Below are 22470 nucleotides of genomic sequence, written 5' to 3' on the forward strand. Positions count from 1 at the left end.
GTGCTGTCCGAAATTCGCATCGACGGACTCGGAGTCATCGCCGAGGCCACCGCATCGTTTTCGACGGGGCTGACGGTGCTCACCGGCGAGACCGGAGCCGGAAAGACGATGGTGGTGACCAGCCTGCATCTTCTGTCCGGTGCACGGGCCGATGCGGGGCGGGTGCGCGTGGGCAGCGACCGCGCGGTCGTCGAGGGTCGGTTCACCACCGACCGGTCGGCCGATCCCGTGCGTGCCGAGGTGGAACGACTCCTCGAGTCCACCGGGGGCCGCCGGGACGAGGACGAGAGCATCATCGCGTTGCGCACCGTGAGCAGCGACGGCCGTTCTCGCGCTCATCTGGGCGGACGCAGCGTCCCGGCCGGCGTGCTGTCGGAGTTCACGGGCTCGTTGTTGACCGTGCACGGACAGAACGATCAGCTCAGGCTCCAGCGCACCGATCAACAGCGCGCGGCGGTCGATCGCTTCGCGGGCGGCTCCGTCGACACCCTCCTGAAGTCCTACCGCGCCCGCAGATCCGCGTGGGTGGACGCGGTCACCGAACTGCGAGATCGCACGGACAAGGCTCGGGAGCTCGCGCGGGAAGCGGACCAACTCACGTATGCGCTGAACGAGATCGATGCGGTGGCGCCTCGCGCGGGTGAGGACGAGGAGATCGCGGCCACGGTGCGTCGCCTCAGCGACGTCGATTCGCTCCGCGAGGCGGCTGCGGCCGCGCAAGCCGCCCTCAGCGGTGGCGACGACCCGACCGACGTGTCGGTGATGGCCCTGCTCGGCGAGGCTCGGGATCGATTGTCGGGATCCGAGGACCGGCTGCTCGTGGACATGTCGCCGCGCGTGTCCGAAGCCATCGCCGTCGTCATCGACGTGGGTGCCGACCTCACGTCCTACCTGGACGACCTCCCGTCGGACGCCGAATCGTTGGACACCTTGCTCTCGCGGCAGGCCGAGCTCAAGACCCTGACCCGCAAATACGCCGCCGACGTGGACGGTGTGCTCGCCTGGGCGGAGGAAGCGCGGTCCCGTCTCGCCGGAATCGACGTGTCCGCGGAAGCGGTGGCCGCGCTCACCGAGCGGGTCGAGGAGACGGCCGCGGCCACGGCGGACGTCGCGCGCAAGCTCACTGCGGCACGGGTGAAGGCCGCGACGAAATTGTCGAAAGCGGTCAGCACCGAGCTCGCCGGGCTCGCGATGGGGAAGGCCAAGCTCGAGGTCGAGGTGCGGCCACGGACGACGACGTCGGACGATCGGTCCGCGCTGACGGTGGACGGTGTCGTTCTCCACGCGGGTTCGTCCGGCACGGACGACGTCGAGTTCCGTCTGTCGGCCCACAGCGGAGCGCAGTCGCTCCCTCTCAACAAGAGTGCGTCCGGAGGCGAGCTCTCGCGTGTGATGCTGGCCCTCGAGGTCGTGCTCGCGCAGTCCGATGCCGGTGCCACCATGGTCTTCGACGAGGTCGACGCCGGGGTCGGTGGCCGTGCCGCCGTCGAGATCGGTAAGCGGCTCGCCCGTCTGGCTCGCACACACCAGGTGATCGTCGTGACCCACCTCCCGCAGGTGGCGGCCTTCGCCGACACCCATCTCGTGGTGAACAAGACGGACGAGAAGCGTGGCGGTCCGAACAGCGGGGTGCGGACGCTGTCGGAATCCGAGCGCGTCGTGGAGCTCGCGCGAATGTTGGCCGGTCTCGACGACACCGAAACCGGACGTGCCCATGCCGAGGAGTTGCTGCGGACGGCGACCGCGGAGCGTGAATCGGCCACAACCTGACCGTGACATCGATGTGACTCGTGTGAACCATGTGGTAGTTGTTACGGCGCGCCTCCTCCGGTGACGCGCCGTATCGGTTCATCATCGACGGCATGAAGATGCCCGCTCTGCTCTCGCGTAGTAACGACTCACTTCCCGGGGTCACGGGAACCGCTCGGGTCGATCGCAACACCACCAAGCTCCTGCGCCGGGTCGGGCCGGGAGACATCGTCGTACTCGACGAGCTCGACCTCGACCGGATCACCGCCGACCAATTGGTGCAGGCCGGAGTCAAAGCCGTCGTCAACGTCTCGGCCTCGATCTCGGGCCGCTACCCGAACCTGGGGCCCGAGGTTCTCGTGGCCGCCGGTATCGAGCTGATCGACGAGGTCGGCACGGAAGCCCTGAAGAAGATCAAGGACGGATCCAAGATCCGCCTGCACGACGGTAACGTCTACGCCGGCGAGCGCAGGCTGGCCACGGGCGTCGAGCAGACCGAATCCGACATCGCCGATCGGATGATCGAGGCCAAGTCCGGTCTGATCGACCATCTGGAAGCGTTCAGCGGCAACACCATCGAGTTCATCCGCACCGAGTCACCGCTCCTCATCGACGGCGTGGGTGTGCCCGACGTCGACGTCGACATGAACGGCCGTCACGTCGTGGTGGTGGCCACGGGTCCCGATCACGTCGTCGATCTCAAGGGCCTGAAGCCCTTCATCAAGGAGTACTCACCGATCCTCATCGGCGTCGGCGCGGGCGCCGACACCCTGTCCGACGCGGGATACCGCCCCGACCTGATCGTCGGCGACCCGGAGGACGTGAGTGCCGGGACGCTCAAGTCCGGCGCCGAGGTGGTCCTTCCCGCCGATTCCGACGGTCACGCCACCGGTCTCGAACGCATCCAGGACCTCGGAATCGGTGCGATGACGTTCCCCGCCACGGGATCCCCGGCGGACCTGGCGCTGTTGCTGGCGGACCATCACGGAGCCTCGCTCATCGTGACGGTGGGTTGCGCGGCGTCGCTGGACGAGTTCTTCGATGCCGGTAAGCGCGCGAGCACCCCCTCGACGTTCATGACCCGCCTCAAGGTCGGACCGAAGCTGGTGGACGCCAAGGCGATGGCCACGCTGTACCGGAGTCGCGTGTCGGGCGGAGCCATCGCCCTGCTCGTCCTCGCCGCGCTGGTCGCCGTGATCGTGGCGCTCGTGGTCACCAACGGCAGCACGGCCACGCTCGATTGGGCGGTCGAGACCTGGAACAGCTTCGCCCCGTGGGTCCAGGGGCTGCTGGCGTGATTTCGCTACGCCACCACACCATCTCGCTGATCGCGGTGTTCCTGGCGCTCGCGGTCGGTGTGGTTCTGGGATCGGGCCTTCTCTCGGGTCGTGTGCTCTCCGGTCTGCGAGACGATCGCGCCGGGCTCTCGGACCAGGTCGACGAACTCCAGACGGAGAACAATGCGCTCGGAGAGCGCCTGAACGCGGCGGACGTGTTCGATTCCGCCGTGGCCGCCCGCATCGTCGGTGGGACGCTGGCCGAACGTTCCGTGATCGTGGTGACCACCCCGGACGCGGACCCCGCCGACATCGAGGGCGTGGAGAACTCGATCGTCGACGCGGGTGCGACGGTGACGGGACAGGTCGCGCTGACCGAATCGTTCGTCACCGCCGCGAGCGGCGACGACCTGCGCACACGAGTGACCAACGTGGTTCCGGCGGGTGCGCAGTTGCGCACCGGGTCCGTGGATCAGGGCAGCCTGGCGGGTGACCTCCTGGGCACGGTGCTACTGCTGAACGCGGACACCGCACAGCCGCAGAGCACGCCCGAGGAGTTGGCGCTGGCACTGGACACATTGCGCGGTGGTGGTTATATCGCCTACGACGACGGGTCCGTGGCGCCGGCGCAGCTGGCCGTGGTGGTCACCGGTGACGCCGCCGAGTCGGGGACCGACGGCAACCGAGGGGCGATCGTCGCCCGGTTCTCCGGTGCGCTCGACGCGCGCGGCGCCGGAACGGTGCTCGCGGGCCGGCCCGGGGCGGCCGACGGAAGCGGGCCCATCGCGGTCGTACGGTCGGATTCCGCTCTCGCCGCGGCGGCGAGCACGGTGGACAACGTCGATCGCACCTCCGGTCGGATCACCGTCGCCCTCGCTCTCGGTGAACAACTGGCCGACGGGGCCGGTCGCTACGGCGTCGGACCGGGGGCGACCGCCGTCACGGTGGGGGCGCCGGCGCGCTGAGCGACGAGGTCCGGCCGACGCGCGGAGTCGACCGGATCGGGACGACGGCCGGTAAAGGTGTTACTGTGAAATCCCGTGGATCGGCCTCGGTCCGAACCCCTCGATTTTTCGAGGTCGCACCGTCACGGGAGTTTCTTTGGCACTGTCACGCATCGCCACGCGGACCGACATCAAGCACATCTTCGTCAGCGGCGGAGTCGCGTCGTCCCTCGGCAAGGGGCTCACTGCCTCCAGCCTCGGTCAGCTGCTCACCTCGCGCGGACTGCGCGTCACCATGCAGAAACTCGACCCGTACCTGAACGTCGATCCGGGAACGATGAACCCGTTCCAGCACGGCGAGGTCTTCGTCACCGAGGACGGCGCCGAGACGGATCTGGACGTGGGGCACTACGAGCGTTTCCTCGATCGCGACCTGTCGGGTTACGCCAACGTCACCACCGGACAGGTCTACTCGACCGTCATCGCCAAGGAACGTCGCGGCGAGTATCTCGGGGACACCGTCCAGGTCATTCCGCACATCACGGACGAGATCAAGGCTCGAATCCTCGCGATGCGCGGGCCCGATCTGCAGGGTCACGCACCGGACGTGGTCATCACCGAGATCGGCGGAACCGTCGGCGACATCGAATCGCAGCCGTTCCTCGAAGCCGCACGCCAGGTCCGCCACGACGTCGGCCGCGAGAACGTGTTCTTCCTGCACGTCTCGCTCGTGCCGTTCCTCGCCCCGTCGGGCGAGTTGAAGACCAAGCCGACCCAGCACAGCGTTGCGGCGTTGCGCAGCATCGGTATTCAGCCCGATGCGCTCATCCTGCGCTGCGACCGTGACGTGCCGCCGGGGCTGAAGAACAAGATCGCCCTGATGTGCGACGTCGACGTCGACGGGTGCATCTCCACCCCCGACGCGCCGTCCATCTACGACATTCCCAAGGTCCTGCACGGCGAGGGCCTCGATGCCTACGTGGTGCGACGGCTGGGCCTGCCGTTCCGCGATGTCGACTGGACCGTGTGGGGCAACCTGCTCGAGCGGGTCCATCAGCCGCGCGAAACGGTGCGAATTGCGTTGGTGGGCAAGTACGTCGACCTTCCCGACGCGTACCTGTCGGTCACCGAGGCCCTGCGAGCCGGCGGGTTCGCCAACCGCGCCAAGGTCGAGCTGGTGTGGGTGCAGTCCGACGACTGCGACACCGAGGCGGGCGCGAAGATCGCGCTGTCCGACATCGATGCCGTGCTGATCCCCGGGGGGTTCGGTATTCGCGGTATCGAAGGCAAGCTCGGTGCCATCACCTACGCCCGGAAACACAAGATCCCCACTCTGGGACTGTGTCTCGGCCTCCAGTGCATGGTGATCGAGGCCGCGCGCTCCGTCGGGTTGGCCGATGCCAACTCCGCGGAGTTCGAGCCGGACACCACGCAGCCGGTGATCTCGACGATGGCGGACCAGGAACAGGCCGTCGCCGGTGAAGCGGACCTCGGCGGCACCATGCGGCTCGGGGCGTACCCGGCGACGTTGCTCAAGGGGTCTGTCGTCGCGCAGGCCTACGGCAGCGAGTCCGTCTCCGAACGGCACCGTCACCGCTACGAGGTGAACAACACCTACCGCGAGAAGATCGCCGAGAGCGGACTCGTGTTCAGCGGCACCTCCCCGGACGGACACCTCGTGGAGTTCGTGGAATTGCCGAAGTCCGTGCACCCGTTCTTCGTCGGGACGCAGGCCCACCCGGAGCTCAAGAGCCGGCCCACGCGGCCGCACCCGCTGTTCGCCGCACTCGTCTCGGCGGCCGTCACCTACAAGTCGGCCGAACGGCTGCCGGTCGACGTGCACGGCGAGGACGATTCCGCGCCGAGTGTCCGCGCGGACGTCGAGAATGCCGCGTCGGTTCCCGCGTCCGCCGGAAGCGACGCGTGAGTCGGCCGTGAGCGATCGTCACGACTTCGCGACTCTCGACTCTCGCGTGGTGTACCAGGGCGCGATCCTCGCGCTCAAACTCGACTCGGTCGCCATGCCGGGCGGCCGCACCGCCGAGCGCGAGGTGATCGAACACCACGGCGCGGTGGCGGTGGTCGCTCTCGATGCCGAGGACCGCATCGTGATGATCAGCCAGTACCGCCACCCGCTCGGTCGGCGTCTGCTGGAGTTGCCGGCCGGGTTGCTCGACGAGCCGGGCGAGGACCCCGTCGACGCGGTGAAGCGCGAGATGCTCGAGGAGACCGGCCTCGCGGCCGGGACGGTATCGCTGCTCGTCGACGTCGCGGCGTCACCGGGCTTCACCGACGAGACCGTGCGCATCTTCGTCGCCGAGGACCTGTCCGAGGCGGACCGGCCCGACGCCCGCGACGAGGAGGCGGACATCGAGTTGGTCCGGCTCTCCGTGGACGACGCGGTCGCGCGGGTGTTCAGCGGCGAGATCGTCAACGCCTCGGCCGTGGCCGGAATCCTGGCCGTCGCCGCGATGCGGTCGCGGTCGATCGCGCTGCGCCCGCCCGACGCTCCGTGGCGGGATCGCCCGACGGCTTTCGAGCTGCGCAAGACCGGTCGGTCGACCGACGGTGGCCACTGACACACCGATCGAGGTGATCGACACCTACCTCGATCACCTTGCGGTCGAACGGGGTTCGGCGCGGAACACCATCACGTCCTACCGCCGGGATCTGTCTCGGTACGCCAGCTATCTGGCCGGGCTCGGCCGCGGAACTCTGCGCGAGGTGACGGAGGTCGACGTGGCGGATTTCGTGTCCGCGCTGCGGCTCGGATCGGACTCGTTCCCGCCGCTGGCTCCGAGTTCGGCCGCGCGCACCGTCATCGCGGTGCGCGGTCTGCACCGTTTCGCTCTCGCAGAGGGCGTGGTGGACGTCGATGTGGCGGCGGGTGTCAAACCCCCGACTCCCGGCCGTCGGTTGCCGAAGTCGTTGTCCGTCGAGGACGTCTTCGCCCTGCTCGACGCCGTCGCGGGGGAGTCCTCCGACACTCCGCGCGGTCTGCGGGATCGGGCGTTGCTCGAACTGCTCTACTCGACCGGCGCGCGCATCTCCGAAGCCGTCGGCCTGGACGTCGACGACATCGACGCGGAGTCGCGGTCGGTGGTACTGCGCGGCAAGGGGGGCAAGGAGCGGTTGGTCCCGGTCGGCCGTCCTGCGATCGAGGCGGTGGAGAACTACCTCGTCCGAGGACGGCCGTCCCTGATCTCGCGCGGAACCCCGGCGCTGCTGCTCAACGTGCGCGGCGGCCGGCTGTCCCGACAGACGGCGTGGCAGGTACTGCAGAACGCCGCCGAGCGAGCAGGTATCACGGCGAACGTCTCGCCGCACACGCTGCGTCACTCGTTCGCCACCCATCTGCTCGACGGGGGCGCCGACGTGCGCGTGGTGCAGGAACTGCTGGGCCACGCGTCGGTCACGACGACGCAGATCTACACCCTGGTGACCGTGACGACACTGCGCGAAGTCTGGGCGGAGGCTCATCCGCGTGCGCGGTAGCCTTGCCCGCGGCCCGGCGGTGCGTGTCACGGCCGAGTCCGGCCCGGGCACGCGGTAGCGTTTCGGGAAATCGGTGGCCGTGCACGATGCGGCCGTCGCGTCGAGAACCGAGGACAGGGAGCGGTAGTGGTGTCAGTGCAGCCGTCGGCGGACGGGCCCGAGGGCCCACCGACCGCGGAGCAGGAGAAGGAGCACGCGGACGGTGCCCTCTTCCGAACGCGCACACCCGAGCCCGAGCCGACGGTCAAGCCCGCTCAGGGCCTCGGCCCCACCGGTCGGCTCCCGCGCGAGATCCCCGAGCCGGGTCCGCTCGCCACACACGGTCCGGCGACGGTGATCGCGATGTGCAATCAGAAGGGCGGCGTCGGGAAGACGACGTCCACGATCAACCTCGGGGCTTCGCTCGCCGAGTTCGGTCGGCGGGTGCTGCTCGTCGACCTCGATCCTCAGGGCGCGCTCTCCGCCGGTCTCGGGGTGCCGCATCACGAGCTCGAGCTGACGGTGCACAACCTGTTGGTCGAGCCGCGTGTCTCGGTCGACGACGTTCTGATGCGCACCCGGGTCGAGAACATGGATCTGCTCCCCAGCAACATCGACCTCTCGGCCGCCGAGATCCAGCTCGTCACCGAGGTGGGTCGTGAACACACTCTCGGCCGTGTGTTGCATCCCGTCCTCGACCGGTACGACTACGTGCTCATCGATTGCCAGCCGTCGCTGGGGTTGCTCACCGTCAACGCCCTGGCGTGCGCCGATGCGGTACTCATACCCATGGAGTGCGAGTACTTCAGCCTGCGTGGGCTCGCCCTGCTCAACGACACCGTCGACAAGGTGCGCGATCGCCTCAATCCGCGTCTGTCGCTCGAAGGCATCGTCATCACCATGTTCGACGCTCGCACCCTCCACTCGCGGGAAGTGATGAACCGGGTGGTCGAGGTGTTCGGCGACGTCGTCTTCGACACCGTGATCACCCGCACCGTGCGATTCCCGGAGACCAGCGTCGCAGGTGAGCCGATCACCACGTGGGCGCCGAAGTCGGCCGGCGCAGAGGCCTACCGAGCTTTGGCCCGCGAAGTGATCCACCGCGACGTCTCCGGTTCGTGACCGACGCCCGGATCGACGCACCCGACGCCGGCTTCCGCGTCCGGCTCACCAACTTCGAGGGTCCCTTCGATCTGTTGTTGACGCTGATCGGCCAGCATCGGCTCGACGTCACCGAGGTCGCCCTGCACACCGTCACCGACGACTTCATCGCCTACACCCGCGAACTGGGCCCGGCGATGGGGCTCGACCGCACCACCGAGTTCCTGGTGGTCGCGGCGACCCTGCTCGATCTCAAAGCGGCGCGGCTGCTGCCGTCGGGCGACGTCGAGGACGCCGAGGATCTGGCCCTGCTCGAGGTGCGCGATCTGCTGTTCGCGCGATTGCTGCAGTACCGGGCGTACAAGCAGGTCGCTCTGCTCTTCGGCGAACTCGAGAGCGCAGCGTTGCGGCGCTACCCCCGGTCGGTCTCGCTCGAGGACCGATTCGCGAGCCTGCTGCCGGAAGTGATGTTGGGGGTCGACACCGCGCGATTCGCCGAGATCGCCGCGGCCGCGTTCCAGCCCCGAGAGGTCCTGTCCGTCGGACTGGACCACCTCCACATGGCCTCCGTGTCCGTTCCCGAACACGCGCGCACGGTCCTGGCGATGCTGCAGGCGCGCGGCCGTGGGGCCTGGGTCACGTTCGGTGATCTGGTGCAGGACTGCGAGGTGACCGTCGACATCGTGGCCCGTTTTCTGGCGCTGCTCGAGCTGTACCGCGAGCGGGTCGTGGCCTTCGAACAACCCGAACCGCTCGACGAACTGTCGGTGAGCTGGACGGGCGCCGACGACGAGATCGACGTCGCGAGAATGGAGGACTACGGATGACGGTGGACGGAGAAGCGACCGGCGACGCGAGTGAGCGTCGGCCGGTCGACACCGACGAGATCGAGTCCGACCAGCTGAGCGAACCCGAGTTGCGCGCCGCGCTCGAGTCCGTCCTCCTGGTCGTGGACACCCCGGCATCGGTCCCGCAGCTGGCGTCCGCACTGGGCTGTGAGGAATCCCGCATCGCCGCGGCCGTCCGGGCCGTCGCCGCCGACCTCACCGACCGCGGCAGCGGCATCGACCTGCGCTTCGCGGGCGACGGGTGGCGTTTCTACACCCGAACCGAGTACGCGCCGTACGTCGAACGGCTGCTCCTCGACGGGGCTCGCTCCAAGCTGACCCGAGCGGCATTGGAAACCCTCGCCGTTATCGCCTATCGTCAACCGGTTACCCGCGCACGAGTATCAGCGGTGCGCGGTGTGAACGTGGACGGTGTGATGCGCACTCTGCTCGCCAGGGGACTCATCGCGGAGTCCGGACCCGATCCGGACTCCGGTGCCACGCAGTACGTCACCACCGAGATGTTCCTCGAACGGTTGGGGTTGGCCTCCTTGTCGGACCTCCCCGAGCTCGCGCCTCTCCTCCCGGGTGTGGACATGATCGACGACATCAACGACACGATGGATTCCGATCCACGGGTTCTGCGCGCATCTCGGCGCAAGGACAAGAACGAGTCCGACCTCGGCACCGCCGAAGTGGACGACAACGACTGAAGACAGGTTTTGCTGTGAATGACTCCGCTCGCCGTGATGGCACACCGGATTCGGGAGACACTCCCGAACGCAAGAAGAAGCGCCCCAACAAGGCCGTGGCCGCGAAGGCCTGGGAACGGCGGGACGAGACCCGCCGTACCCCCGTCTCGCGAGGCAGCGGCGGGAAGCCGCAGCGCGGGACCGGCGGGAAGCCGCAGCGCGGGACCGACGGCAAACCCGAGCGCGGCGCCGCCAAGTCCGGCTACCCCCGCACCGCTCCGAAACCGTCGGGCAAGCCCACCGGCAAGGGCAAATCCCCCAAGCCCGAGCGCAAGGTCAGCACGTCGGTCACGGTGAGCAACGCGAAACCCGCGCGTCACCAGCACACCGACGAGACCCCCCGTCCACACGTCGCCCCCGAGGACGGCGTACGGCTGCAGAAGGTGCTCGCCCAGGCCGGTGTCGCGTCACGACGTGCGGCCGAGGAACTGATCGATCAGGGCCGGGTGGAGGTCGACGGTCGCATCGTCCGCGAGCAGGGTGTGCGCATCGACCCCGGTACCGCCGTCGTTCGCGTCGACGGCACGCGCGTCGTGGTCAAGGCCGACCTGGTGCACATCGCGCTGAACAAGCCTCGCGGGTGGCAGTCGACGATGTCCGACGATCTGGGTCGACCGTGCATCGGCGACATCGTCGCCGAACGAGTGCAGGCCGGTCAGCGGCTCTTCCACGTCGGCCGACTGGATGCCGACACCGAGGGCCTCATCCTGCTCACCAACGACGGCGACCTCGCCCACCGATTGATGCACCCGTCGTTCGAGGTGTCCAAGACCTACCTGGCGACGGTGAACGGTGTCCTCGAACGCCACGTCGGCAAGCAGCTGATGAACGGAGTCGAACTCGACGACGGTCCCGCCAGCGTGGACTCCTACGCGGTGCTGGACGTCAACGAGGGAAAGACGCTCATCAAGGTCGTCCTCCACGAAGGGCGCAAGCACATCGTGCGGCGGCTCTTCGAAGCCGTCGAGCACCCCGTGATCCGTCTCGTGCGCACCGACATCGGTGCCGTCGCTCTCGGTGACCAGCGACCCGGCACCCTGCGCGTCCTCGGACGCGGCGAGGTCGGCAGCCTCTACGGGGCGGTGGGACTGTGAGCGGCATCGGTACGGACGGCACCGTGAACAACACCGACCGTCTGGTGATAGCGATGGATGGACCGTCGGGAACCGGGAAGTCCTCGGTGTCGCGATTGCTGGCGGCGCGGCTCGACGCGTCGTACCTGGACACGGGCGCCATGTACCGCGCGGCGACCGCCTGGGTACTGACCAACGGCATCGATCCGGCCGATTCCGAGGCCGTCGCGGACATCACCTCCAGACTCGATCTCCACATCGGCACCGATCCGTCGGGGGAGCGAGTCGAGGTGGGCGGTGAGGACGTCACCGGCCGCATCCGCGGCTCCGAGATCACCGCCGCGGTATCCGCGGTGTCCGCCGTGCCGGTGGTGCGCGAGAAGCTCGTCGCGCAGCAACGTGCACTCGCGGAGGCGGCCGGACGCATCGTGGTCGAGGGCCGCGACATCGGCACCGTCGTACTCACCGACGCGGACCTGAAGATCTATCTGACGGCCAGCGCGGAGACGCGTGCGACCCGACGTAACGATCAGAACGTCTCGGAGGGCCGCGGCGACGATTTCGCGGCCGTCCTCGCGGATGTGGAGCGTCGTGACCACGCCGACTCCACCCGCACCCTGTCCCCGCTGCGGCCCGCCGACGATGCGGTCACCGTGGACACCAGCGACTCCGGCAAGGACGAGGTCATCGACACCCTCGTGAACCTGGTGCGCGATCTGCAAGGAGCCCGACGATGAGCGACGACACCTACGACGCGACCGAGGTCTACTCGGCCGACGACACGCAGTTCGACACCGACGGCGTCTGGAACTCCGAGTCCGACTGGGAGGGGCTCGATTTCGATGCGGACGGTATCGAGGAGGAGTTCGTCGCGGTCCCGACGCTCGCCGTGGTCGGCCGTCCCAACGTGGGCAAGTCGACCCTGGTGAACCGCATCATCGGCCGACGCGAGGCCGTGGTCGAGGACGTCCCCGGAGTCACCCGCGACCGCGTGTCCTACGAGGCGAACTGGGCCGGCCGACGGTTCATGGTGCAGGACACCGGTGGCTGGGAGCCCGACGCCAAGGGTCTGCAGCAGTCCGTGGCGCGTCAGGCCACCCTCGCGATGAACACCGCCGACGCGATTCTGCTCGTCGTCGACGCCGTCGTGGGTGCGACGGCCACCGACGAGGCCGTCGCGCGGGTGCTGCGCCGGTCGAAGACCCCGGTCATCCTGGTGGCCAACAAGGTCGACGATTCGCGGACCGAGTCCGAGGCGGCCGCTCTGTGGTCGCTGGGTCTGGGCGAGCCGCGGCCCGTCAGCGCCACCCACGGCCGCGGTACCGGCGATCTGCTGGACGACGTACTCGCCGCTCTGCCCGAAACTCCCCGTGAGGGCACCGGTGTCGCGGGGCCGCGGCGCGTGGCCCTCGTGGGCAAGCCCAACGTGGGCAAATCGAGTCTGCTGAACAAGCTCACCGGTGACGAGCGTTCGGTGGTGCACGACGTCGCGGGCACCACCGTCGACCCGGTCGACTCTCTCGTCGAGCTCGGCGGCAAGGTGTGGCGATTCGTCGACACCGCCGGCCTGCGCAAGCGGGTCAGTCACGCCAGCGGGGCGGAGTTCTACGCGTCCCTGCGGACCAAGGGTGCGATCGATGCGGCCGAGGTGGCCGTACTCCTGATCGACTCGTCCGTGCCGATCTCGGATCAGGATCTGCGCGTGTTGTCGATGGTCGCCGACGCCGGACGCGCGTTGGTCATCGCGTTCAACAAGTGGGACCTGGTCGACGAGGACCGGCGCGGACAGCTCGAGCGCGAGATCGACCGCGATCTGCTCCGAGTGCCGTGGGCGCAGCGGGTGAACGTGTCCGCCAAGACCGGGCGCGCGGTACAGAAGCTCGTGCCCGCGTTGGAGACGTCGTTGGCGTCGTGGGACAAGCGCGTGTCGACCGGGCAGCTGAACTCGTGGCTCAAGGAGGTCGTGGCCGCGACGCCGCCGCCGATGCGTGGTGGTCGACTGCCTCGCATCATGTTCGCGACCCAGGCCGGAACGCGGCCCCCGACGTTCGTCTTCTTCACCACCGGCTTCCTCGAAGCCGGGTACCGACGCTTCCTCGAGCGTCGACTGCGTGAGGAGTTCAATTTCGACGGCAGTCCGGTGCGCATCTCGGTGCGGATCCGCGAGAAGCGCGAGCGCAAGAAGTAGACCCCGTGCCTCGGCGGCGATTGGTGTATCCCGTCGCCGCTGAGGTACTGTCATCACGCACTCGCGAGCTCTTTGCTCGACGGTGCGGCGGGCTGTGGCGCAGCTTGGTAGCGCACTTGACTGGGGGTCAAGGGGTCGCAGGTTCGAATCCTGTCAGCCCGACACAGAACGAGAAAAAAGCGGCTCCGGAATTCCTCCGGAGCCGCTTTTTTCGTGCGGGCGACGTGTCGGCTAGCTGCCGAACGACGGCATCGGCACGGGGGCAACGGGATACGCGGCCACGTCCATGACGACGGTGCCCTTGCACGGCGACGTCTCGAGCGACTCGCCGAAGATCTCGGTGGTCCACACGCCACGGAACGTGCCGTCCTCCTGCGGGGTGTAGTACGCGACGGACTTCGCGGGTGCGAACACATTGGGCACGCCGTTGCCCATGAAGCAGTCCCACTCCCAGTCGTATTCGTGCACCCAGCTCGTACCGTCCCACGTGTACTGCACGAGGCGCCCCGCGAGGGTCGGATTGTCCGCGGGAGGCCCGCCCACCACGGTGGCGACGCACGGACCCGTGAGGCACGTGGATGCGAAGGTGTAGGTGTCCGAGAAGTCGGGTTCGGTCTGGCGGGCCGCGAGGCTGGTGCCGGTCTTGGACGCGGCGAATCTCTCGAGGGAGTACTGACCCATCCAGGTGGCGTTGTCCGTGGGGGCCGCCTGAGCGGGCACGGAGCCGGCGATCAGACCGGCGGCGAGAGCAGTGACGGCGAACAGGGCTTTGCGCATTTCTCGAGATTAACCACGAAGCCGACTGCACAGTACTGTCTCGCCGAAAGTGTCCGATTTGTGCCGAAATCCGGTGCGAGGGGCCAGGTCACTGCGGTCGATTCACGGCGGTCGATGCCCCCTTGCGATACTGGAGGACGAACGTCCGCCGAACTTCGGAAGTCCGGAGACATACCGATCGAGGAGTCGAACAGTGTCGACACGTGCCTATGTCATCGCCGGATCGGAGGCCACCGGAGGAGCGGGCCTGCAGGCCGATCTCAAGACCTTCGAACGGCTCGACGTCTACGGCGTCGGCACGATCACCTGCATCGTGTCCTTCGATCCCACGGCCGGCTGGGGACACCGGTTCGTCCCCATCGAGCGCCAGGTCATCGCCGACCAGATCGAGGCCGCCACCTCGGCCCACGACCTCGACACCGTCAAGATCGGCATGTTGGGCACCCCGGACACCGTGTCCGTCGTCGCGGAGTCCCTGTCCGAGCGGTCCTGGCGGCACGTCGTGGTGGATCCGGTCCTCATCTGCAAGGGCCAGGAACCGGGTGCCGCGCTCGACACCGACAACGCGCTGCGGCAATCGATCCTCCCGCTCGCCACCGTGGTGACCCCGAACCTGTTCGAAGCGTGCACCCTTTCCGGGATGGACGGCATCGAGACGGTCGAGGATCTGGCCGAGGCGGCTCGCCGGATCGGCGACCTCGGTCCCCGCTACGTGGCGGTGAAGGGCGGCGCGTCGCTCCCCGGTGACGACGCGATCGATGTCTTCTTCGACGGGAGCGACGTGACCGTGCTTCGCGCACCGAAGATCGGCAACGAGCGCGTGTCCGGCGCCGGCTGCATCTTCGCCGCGGCGATCACGGCCGAACTCGCCAAGGGTGCCTCCCCGCTCGACGCGGTCGCGACGGCGAAGGACTTCGCGCACGCGGGCATCGTCGGACGAATCACCACGCACGCCCCGTTCACCGCCGTCGGGTGGCACGGCTGAGCCCGAGTCATCGGGCCGGTTGCGGGTCCTGTCGGTTCTCGCGTCGGACGCGCGCGCGACCCAGCGCGTAGAGCGCGACTCCGACGGCCATCAGTGCACCGGCGCGTAGCCAGGTGGCACCGCTCTGCTGAGTGAGCAGAACCGCACACGTGGCGAGCGCGAGCACCGGGAGCACGGTGGGGGCACGGAAGTGATCGGTAGCGGTTCGGTCGCGCCGCAGAACCAGAACGGCGATGTTGGTGCTGACGAACACGACGAGCAGTAGCAGAACCACCGTTTCCGCCAGCGCCGCCACCGATCCCGTGCTGCAGAGGATCATCGCCACGGCGGTGGTCACGACGATCGCGACCCACGGAGTCCGTCGACCGGGGAGAACCCGGGACAACGTCGACGGCAGCAACCGATCCCGCGCCATACCGAAGGTCAGGCGGGAAGCCATGATCATGGTGAGGAGCGCACCGTTCGCCACCGCCACGAGCGCCACCACGCTGAATGCCGTCGGCGGGATCCCGACGTTCGCCGCGTCCACCACCTCCAGGAGCGGACCGGTGGACGCGGCCAGGGTGTCCGGAGGTACCACGACCGACACCGCCACGCCGACCGCCACGTAGACGGCGCCGGCGGCGGCGAGTGCACCGAACAGCGCGCGGGGATAGACCCGCCGCACGTCGCGAACCTCTTCGGCGATGTTGGCGGAGGTCTCGAATCCGACGAACGAATAGAAGGCGAGCAGCGCGCCCGCCAGGACTGCGAGTGCGGGGGTGGTGCCGTCGGTGAATTCCAGTACGCGTCCGGCGTCCCCGTCTCCGCGGCCGAGAACGATGCCCGCCAAAGCCACGATCACCACCAGTCCGGACACCTCGACCACGGTCATCACGAGGTTCGCGCGCAGGGATTCGGTGATGCCCCGTGCGTTCAGCAACCCGACCAGGAGCAGGAACACCACCGCGGCGGGTACGGCCGGGACATCCAGGAAGACGCCGAGATAGTCACCCGAGAACGCCAGGGCGAGACCGGCCGCGCTGGTCACTCCGGCGGCGAGCATGGAGAAGCCCACGAGGAACGAGATCACCGGCACGCGGAACGCCTGCTGGGCGAACACGGCGGCGCCGCCCGCCCGCGGGTACTTCGTCACCAATTCCGCGTAGGACGCCGCGGTGAACATGGCCATCGCTGACGCGACGAGCAGCGGTACCCACAGTGCGCCGCCGACCTCGCCGGCGATCTCGCCGACCAGGGCGTAGATTCCCGCTCCCAGGACGTCACCCAGAATGAAGACGAACAGCATCTTTCCCGAGATCGCCCGTTTGAGCGGGGTGGCGTGGTTCTCGGCCACGGCGACGTTCGGTCCCGGGGTCACTCGTGGGCACGCAGTCGGCTGATCGTCATCGAGCAGCGATACCCACTCTCGCGACGTGCCAGACGGAACGGTCGGTTGTGTCTTCAGCGTGGGGCGAGCTGCAGGATGACGTCCATCACGGTGGGGTAGGCCGGCAACGCGGGTCGGCTGGGCTCGAGGTCGAAATCGCCGAGAGCGCCGAGCACGTCCTCGGTCTGGTCCGTGTCGGACCCGTACGTGTTGGCCGCGACGATGAACTCCTCACCGAACGAGGCCTAGGCCACCACCGTCGATCGGTCGTCGGCCCACCCCCACTTCGATCCGACGACGCCGACGAGCCGCCCGGTTCCCCAGTCCTGAACGGTGCCGTCGGTGGCGACCGTCGAGGCGCCGGCCATCCACTCGAGGACGGGGCTGTCGGGGTCGGATCGCTTCTTGGCCTCGAGGAACCGCACGACATCGGCGGTGCTGGTCGTCGAATCTCCCCAGTACCCGTTGCGGGCGGTGGCCGTCAGGCCGTACTCCTCGGCGATGGCGTCGATGGCCTCGGGGAACTCCGCGTCGATCTGCGACGCGGCCCAGTCGTCGCTGAACCGGATCATGCGTTCGGCGCGATCTCGATCGTCGGCGTTTCCGTCGCCGTTGCGGATCACGTAGTCCACCAGGTACAGCTTGATCGTGGACAGACCCGGACGGGGTTCGGTCTCGTTCGCGGTTCCCACGCGCACACCGGTCTCGATGTTCACGTAGGAAAGTGCGGTGCGTTCGGACACGTCTGCGAAGTCTCCCGGCGACGGCACCGATGCCACCGCGGGCGCGGAGTGTCCCACGTAGGCGGCGCCGATCAGCGGCAGAACGACGCCGACGATCACGCGTCGGGGAATCCACCGTGTGGGGAAAATTGCGCGCTCCTCGGCCGTGACCGTCGACCACCGACCGTCATCGTGAACTTATACCTGTTCTTCGGAGCGGGAGGTCCGACCGCTCGGTTCTGCGAGGGACTGTGCCCGACACGACATCTCGGTGCCGGGCGTGTCTGATTCGTCGGGTTCCGAGAATCGCCCGGAGCCCGCGATGAGCAGTCACAACGACCGAGTTCACCCGAGATTCACCGCACGGCCCGGTACATCGGTGATACTTCGTCGGTGACACGTTCTCCCTTCCCGACGCCTGCCCGCACGAGCTCGTCCGAGGCCGCAACGGTCCGCCGCGCGGACCGCTCCACCGCCCCCGACGATCGCGCGATGATGGTCTTCTTCGAACGTTGGTATGCCCACGGCGGTGGGGCCGGCGAGGACATCCTCGCGGAGTTCGGACTGCCGGCCACCGCGTTCTTCGAACGAATCTCGACCCTGCTCGCGGAGCCCGGAACGACGAAGGACACGGCGGTCCGTTCCGCCATGCTCGCTGTGTGCCGCAAACGCATCTGGTTGGGGCGCTGACGCAGTCCCGCGGTCACCGTCCGAGTAGGCGTTACTCTGAGTCATGCTCAGATTTCTTCCTGGATTCTCGTCTCGCACCGCGGATCCCGCGGCTCGTGCTCGGGTCGTGGTCGTCGGTGGCGGCTTCGGCGGATTCAACGCATTGCAGCGACTCGAAAGGTTGCTCGGACCCGACCGCGTGGAACTGACCCTGGTCGCGCCGCAGGATTACCTGCTCTACAGCCCGCTGCTGCCCGAGGTCGCGACCGGCGTGCTCGATCCGCGCGACATCGCGGTCTCGACGAGACAGACGCTTCCGCGCACCACGCTCGTGCTCGGTCACGTCACGGCGGTCGACCTCGGCGGGCATCGCCTGACGGTGACCGGCCCGGAAGGTGAGTCCACCCTCGACTGGGACAGGCTGATCCTCGCGCCCGGCTCGGTGACCAAACAGTTCGACATTCCGGGTGTGGACGAACACGCGTACGGACTCAAGACGTTGAGCGAGGCGGTGTTCATTCGTAATCACGTTCTGGCTCAGCTCGATGCGGCGGACGCCTTGCCGGACACCCCGGCGGGTCGGGCCGAACGACGGGAGCGGTTGACCGTCGTCGCCGTCGGCGCGGGTTACACCGGCACCGAATTCGTCGCGCAGATGCAGAACTGGGTTCGGAGCATCGCCACGCGGTGGGCGACGGTGGATCCCGACGAGGTGCGATGGGTGCTCGTCGATCTGGCCGAGGCAGTGCTTCCGGAGCTGGGAGAGCGTCTGGGGAAGGAGGCACTGGACGTTCTCGCCACGCGCGGGGTCGACGTACGTCTCGGTGTCTCGGTGGCCTCGGCGACCGCGACGTCGGTGACGCTGACGGACGACGAGGTCGTTCCGACGCGCACGTTGGTCTGGGGCGCCGGTGTCGCACCGAGCCCGCTCATCGCGCGGCTCGGGCTGCCCACCGCAGACGGCCGTCTCGTTGTCGAGGCCGACATGACGGTTCCCGGCGTGCCCGACGTCTGGGCCATCGGCGACGCCGCCGCGGTCCCCGACCTCGCCGCCGATCCGTCGAATCCGACACCGCCCACGGCGCAGCACGCGCAGCGACAGGGCATCGCGGTCGCACGCAACGTGGCCGCGTCGTTGGGCGTCGGCGAGGCGAAGGACTACAAGCACCGCGATCTGGGCCTCGTCGCCGACCTCGGCGGCTTCGACGGCGTCGCGAAGCCTCTCGGAATTCCGCTGACCGGCCCGGTGGCGAAGTTCGTGGCGCGTGGCTACCACCTCTACGCGCTGCCCACCCTGTCGGCTCGCGTGCGGGTCGCGACGGACTGGCTGTACTCCTCCGTGCTCTCCACTCGAGTGGTGAACCCCGGTCAGGTGCGCCCGGAGGATGCGCTGATCCGCCGGGCGCAAGCGATCGACCTGTACGACACGGCGCCCTGAGGCCCGCGAGTCATCGGAGGTGGTGCACCTCCTGCAATCCGTAGACCGGGGTGTCGATTCCTTCGTACCGCGCCTTGAGTTGCAGGCCGAGGTAGAGCGAATAGTGCCGGGACTGGTGCAGGTTGCCCCCGTGGAACCACAGGTTCTGCTGCTGAGTCGGTTTCCACATGTTGCGCTGCTCGCCCTCCCAGGGGCCGGGGTCCTTGGTGGTGTCGGAACCGAGTCCCCAGCATTTGCCCACCTTGTCCGCGGTCTCCTGGTCGACGAGGTCCGCGACCCACCCGTTCATCGATCCGTAGCCCGTGGCGTAGACGACGAGATCGGCGGGTAGTTCGGTTCCGTCGGAGAGCACCACCGCGTGCTCGGTGAGGCGTTCGACCTGGCCCGCGACGAGTGCGATGCTGCCGTCGGCCACCAATTCCGACGCACCGACGTCGATGTAGTAGCCGGATCCGCGCCGGAGGTACTTCATGAACAGCCCACTGCCGTCGTCGCCGAAGTCGTGCTGGAAGCCGGCCTTCTCGAGCCGCTCGTAGAAGTCCTTGTCCTTCTCCGCGATCTGTTGATACACGGGGATCTGGAACTCGTGCATGATGCGGTACGGGAGTGAGGCGAAGGTGAGATCGGCCTTCTGGGTGGTCGTTCCGGACTCCACCGCGCGCTCGGAATACAGGTCTCCGAGGGCGATCTCGCACAGCGAGTCCGATTTGACGATGTGCGTCGAGGAGCGTTGCAGCATGGTCACCTCGGCGCCGGTCTCGTAGAGCGCCTTGCAGATGTCGTGAGCCGAGTTGTTCGAACCGACGACCACGACCTTCTTGCCGACGTACGCGTCGGGACCGGGGTGTTCGCTCGAATGGTGCTGTTCCCCCCGGAACCGGTCCATGCCGGGAAAGTTCGGAACGTTGGCCTTGCCCGACATCCCGGTCGCCATCACCAGGTGTCTCGGACGCAGTGTGACCTCCTCGCCGTCACGATCGACGACGACCGTCCATTCTTCGGTGGTCTCGTCGAAGGACGCCGACTTCGCGGTGGTCTTCGTCCAGTAGGGGACCTCCATGACCTTGGTGTACATCTCGAGCCAGTCGCCGATCTTGTCCTTGGGTGCGAAGACCGGCCAGTTGTCCGGGAACGGGAGGTACGGCAGATGGTCGTACCAGACGGGATCGTGCAGGCACAGTGACTTGTACCGGCCGCGCCACTGATCGCCGGGGCGTTCACCGCGGTCGACGACGATCGCGGGCACACCCATCTGCCTCATTCGGGCGCCGAGCGCGATGCCGCCCTGGCCGCCGCCGACGATCAGGACGTACGGCTGTACGCCGTATCCGAGGTCCTTCTCCTCGAGTTCGCGCCGTTCGGCCCAGGTCTTCGTCTCCTGATTCGACCCGTGTACCGCTCCCATCGGCCGCCGATGACCTCGGGGTTCCTCGAAGCCCTTCAGCTCCTGCATCGTGGTGAGCAGGGTCCACGCTCGGTGCTCACCGGTGTCGGGGTCCTCTTGAAGCCGCAGGTGCCCGGTTCCGCGTGCGGTGGCGGTCTCGAACGCGATCCACGCGGACGTGACTCCGTCGGCCTCGTCCGGGGGCTCGGTGGTGTGGAAACCGCGGGGATCGGTGTCGTCCAGGCGCTCGCCGAGCATGTCGGCGACGCCGGCGCGGCCTTCGACCGTCTTGATGTTCCAGGTGAAGGTGACCAGGTCGCGCCAGTAGCTCTCCACCGCGAACAGCGCGGCTGCGCCGTCGACGTCGCGCCGTGCGAGGGCGGATTCGAAGCTCGACAGCCAGGCGTCCACCCGAGCTCGTGCGTCGGGTGAGCCGCCGTGGTCGGTGGCCGCCGGCGAATCGATGGTCTGTGTCATCGGTACTCCCTCTGTGTTCGTTGTGATCCACAGCACACGCGGTCCGAGGGGTGCCCGCAAGGGTTGCACTCCGTTGCGAGACGCGGGGGTGTGCAACCCGGTGCAACTCTGTTCGTGAGTGCCGCACGTCACATAGAACGGTGTGCATGGGTCGGCGCCGGGCCGACCGGGACGGAGCGGACCCGATGCGCGCAGCTGTGTACCACGGACCGAACGAGGTCGAGATCGCCGATGTCCGCGAGCCCGAACCGGGTCCGGGGCAGGTCAAGATCGCGGTGGGATTCAACGGCATCTGCGGCACCGATCTTCACGAGTACTACGCGGGGCCCATCTTCGTGCCCACCTCTCCCCACGTGCTGACGGGACAGCAGATGCCCCTGGTTCTCGGTCACGAGTTCTCCGGCACGATCTGCGATCTCGGTGCCGGCGTGACCGGGTGGTCCGTGGGGGATCGGGTGGCCGTCGAACCGCTGTATCGGTGCGGGCACTGTGGGCCGTGCAGTGCGGGCAACTACAACATCTGCCAGTCCATCGGTTTCCACGGACTAATGTCCGACGGCGGAATGGCCGAGTTCACGGTGGTGCCCGTCGACATGCTGCACTCGTTGCCGGATGGCGTGTCTCTCGAACTCGGTGCACTCGTCGAGCCCATGGCCGTGGCTTTCCACGCCGCGACGCTCGGTGACGTCGGTGCTGGGGACACGGCCATGGTCTTCGGCGCCGGACCGATCGGGATCGGCCTGTGGTTCGCTCTGCGAGGTAAAGGCCTCGAGGACGTCTATGTCGTCGAGCCGTCCCCCACCCGCCGAGCGGCGATCGAAGCGCTCGGTGCACGCACGCTCGATCCGACTACCGCGGATGTCGCCGCGCTGATCGCCGACGAGACCGACGGTAGTGGCGCGGACGCCGTGTACGACGCGGCCGGAGTCGAACCCGCAGTTCGAACCGCGCTCGCCTGCGTCGGCGCGCGGAAGCCGGTGGTCAGCGTCGCCATCTACGAAAAGCCCCTGACGACGCCGCTGATCGACCTCGTGATGAACGAATCTCGCATCCAGGGCTCGCTGTGCTACACGGCGGCGGACTACCGGGCGGTCATCGACCTCATGGCTGCCGGTTCCTACGACACCACGGGATGGGTGTCCCGGATCGGAATCGCCGATGTGGTGGAGGAAGGATTCGAGGCCCTGCACGCCGGTACCAAGATGAAGGTCCTGGTGGACCCGACCCGATGATTGCTCAGCGATGTGATGGGGAGCACAATCGG

General features: G+C 68.0%; 20 protein-coding genes and 1 tRNA gene. 17 read left to right on the forward strand and 4 right to left on the reverse strand.

Annotation, left to right across the window (positions count from 1 at the left end):
• From recN to ACY466_RS10420, 13 genes are all read left to right on the forward strand, one after another.
• Nucleotides 1-1770 carry a DNA repair protein RecN gene (gene recN / locus ACY466_RS10360; protein ID WP_463252092.1) on the forward strand — a complete coding sequence of 590 codons (1770 nt, stop codon included), beginning with the start codon at nucleotides 1-3 and terminating at the stop codon, nucleotides 1768-1770.
• A gap of 92 nt (nucleotides 1771-1862) precedes the next feature.
• The gene (gene steA / locus ACY466_RS10365; protein WP_463252093.1) at nucleotides 1863-3047 is read left to right on the forward strand and encodes a putative cytokinetic ring protein SteA; all 1185 of its coding nucleotides are present in this window, start codon (nucleotides 1863-1865) and stop codon (nucleotides 3045-3047) included.
• A complete protein-coding gene (locus ACY466_RS10370; protein ID WP_463252094.1) occupies nucleotides 3044-3991 on the forward strand; it encodes a copper transporter in 948 nt (315 codons plus the stop codon). The genes steA and ACY466_RS10370 overlap by 4 nt, the downstream gene beginning before the upstream one ends.
• Nucleotides 3992-4127: 136 nt before the next feature.
• Nucleotides 4128-5897 (forward strand): CTP synthase, encoded by a 1770-nt coding sequence (locus ACY466_RS10375; protein ID WP_463252095.1) that lies wholly within the window; start codon nucleotides 4128-4130, stop codon nucleotides 5895-5897.
• A complete protein-coding gene (locus ACY466_RS10380) occupies nucleotides 5857-6549 on the forward strand; it encodes an NUDIX domain-containing protein (RefSeq protein ID WP_463252096.1) in 693 nt (230 codons plus the stop codon). The genes ACY466_RS10375 and ACY466_RS10380 overlap by 41 nt, the downstream gene beginning before the upstream one ends.
• Nucleotides 6539-7465 (forward strand): site-specific tyrosine recombinase XerD, encoded by a 927-nt coding sequence (gene xerD / locus ACY466_RS10385; RefSeq protein WP_463252097.1) that lies wholly within the window; start codon nucleotides 6539-6541, stop codon nucleotides 7463-7465. Before ACY466_RS10380 ends, xerD begins: the two co-directional genes overlap by 11 nt.
• A gap of 126 nt (nucleotides 7466-7591) precedes the next feature.
• Nucleotides 7592-8566, forward strand: a complete 975-nt coding sequence (locus ACY466_RS10390; RefSeq protein WP_463252098.1) for a ParA family protein — start codon at nucleotides 7592-7594, stop codon at nucleotides 8564-8566.
• Nucleotides 8563-9372 (forward strand): segregation and condensation protein A, encoded by an 810-nt coding sequence (locus tag ACY466_RS10395; RefSeq protein WP_463245335.1) that lies wholly within the window; start codon nucleotides 8563-8565, stop codon nucleotides 9370-9372. Before ACY466_RS10390 ends, ACY466_RS10395 begins: the two co-directional genes overlap by 4 nt.
• Entirely contained in the window at nucleotides 9369-10085 is a 717-nt protein-coding gene (scpB, locus tag ACY466_RS10400) for an SMC-Scp complex subunit ScpB (protein WP_463245336.1), read from the forward strand. Before ACY466_RS10395 ends, scpB begins: the two co-directional genes overlap by 4 nt.
• Before the next feature lie 14 nt (nucleotides 10086-10099).
• Nucleotides 10100-11218, forward strand: a complete 1119-nt coding sequence (locus ACY466_RS10405; protein WP_463245337.1) for a pseudouridine synthase — start codon at nucleotides 10100-10102, stop codon at nucleotides 11216-11218.
• 53 nt (nucleotides 11219-11271) lie between these two features.
• On the forward strand, nucleotides 11272-11934 hold the full coding sequence (cmk, locus tag ACY466_RS10410; protein WP_463252218.1) for a (d)CMP kinase: 663 nt from the start codon (nucleotides 11272-11274) through the stop codon (nucleotides 11932-11934).
• The gene (der, locus tag ACY466_RS10415; RefSeq protein ID WP_463245338.1) at nucleotides 11931-13385 is read left to right on the forward strand and encodes a ribosome biogenesis GTPase Der; all 1455 of its coding nucleotides are present in this window, start codon (nucleotides 11931-11933) and stop codon (nucleotides 13383-13385) included. The genes cmk and der overlap by 4 nt, the downstream gene beginning before the upstream one ends.
• A gap of 88 nt (nucleotides 13386-13473) precedes the next feature.
• Nucleotides 13474-13547, forward strand: a tRNA-Pro gene (locus tag ACY466_RS10420).
• 69 nt (nucleotides 13548-13616) lie between these two features.
• On the opposite strand, the gene ACY466_RS10425 is transcribed toward ACY466_RS10420, so the two are convergent.
• Complete coding sequence (locus ACY466_RS10425) at nucleotides 13617-14162, reverse strand: Rv2253 family sensor-like surface protein (RefSeq protein ID WP_463245339.1); 546 nt, start codon at nucleotides 14160-14162, stop codon at nucleotides 13617-13619.
• A 193-nt stretch (nucleotides 14163-14355) separates the two neighbouring features.
• Between ACY466_RS10425 and thiD the strand changes: the two genes are divergently transcribed.
• On the forward strand, nucleotides 14356-15147 hold the full coding sequence (gene thiD / locus ACY466_RS10430; RefSeq protein WP_463245340.1) for a bifunctional hydroxymethylpyrimidine kinase/phosphomethylpyrimidine kinase: 792 nt from the start codon (nucleotides 14356-14358) through the stop codon (nucleotides 15145-15147).
• 7 nt (nucleotides 15148-15154) lie between these two features.
• Here thiD and ACY466_RS10435 read toward each other — a convergent pair whose 3' ends face one another.
• Nucleotides 15155-16507 carry an APC family permease gene (locus ACY466_RS10435; protein ID WP_463245341.1) on the reverse strand — a complete coding sequence of 451 codons (1353 nt, stop codon included), beginning with the start codon at nucleotides 16505-16507 and terminating at the stop codon, nucleotides 15155-15157.
• Nucleotides 16508-16761: 254 nt separating this feature from the next.
• On the reverse strand, nucleotides 16762-17358 hold the full coding sequence (locus ACY466_RS10440) for a serine hydrolase (RefSeq protein ID WP_463245342.1): 597 nt from the start codon (nucleotides 17356-17358) through the stop codon (nucleotides 16762-16764).
• A 273-nt stretch (nucleotides 17359-17631) separates the two neighbouring features.
• Here ACY466_RS10440 and ACY466_RS10445 point away from each other — a divergent pair, with 273 nt between their 5' ends.
• Both ACY466_RS10445 and ACY466_RS10450 read left to right on the forward strand, forming a co-directional pair.
• Entirely contained in the window at nucleotides 17632-17928 is a 297-nt protein-coding gene (locus ACY466_RS10445) for a DUF3263 domain-containing protein (protein WP_463245343.1), read from the forward strand.
• 43 nt (nucleotides 17929-17971) lie between these two features.
• A complete protein-coding gene (locus ACY466_RS10450) occupies nucleotides 17972-19345 on the forward strand; it encodes an NAD(P)/FAD-dependent oxidoreductase (protein ID WP_463245344.1) in 1374 nt (457 codons plus the stop codon).
• A 10-nt stretch (nucleotides 19346-19355) separates the two neighbouring features.
• Here the strand turns inward: ACY466_RS10450 and ACY466_RS10455 are convergent, their stop codons facing one another.
• On the reverse strand, nucleotides 19356-21206 hold the full coding sequence (locus ACY466_RS10455; RefSeq protein WP_463245345.1) for an NAD(P)-binding domain-containing protein: 1851 nt from the start codon (nucleotides 21204-21206) through the stop codon (nucleotides 19356-19358).
• Nucleotides 21207-21391: 185 nt separating this feature from the next.
• On the opposite strand from ACY466_RS10455, the gene ACY466_RS10460 reads away from it, so the two are divergent.
• Nucleotides 21392-22438 (forward strand): 2,3-butanediol dehydrogenase, encoded by a 1047-nt coding sequence (locus tag ACY466_RS10460; protein WP_463245346.1) that lies wholly within the window; start codon nucleotides 21392-21394, stop codon nucleotides 22436-22438.
• Nucleotides 22439-22470: the final 32 nt, after the last annotated feature.

The organism is Rhodococcus sp. K11/5 (genome assembly GCF_055193735.1).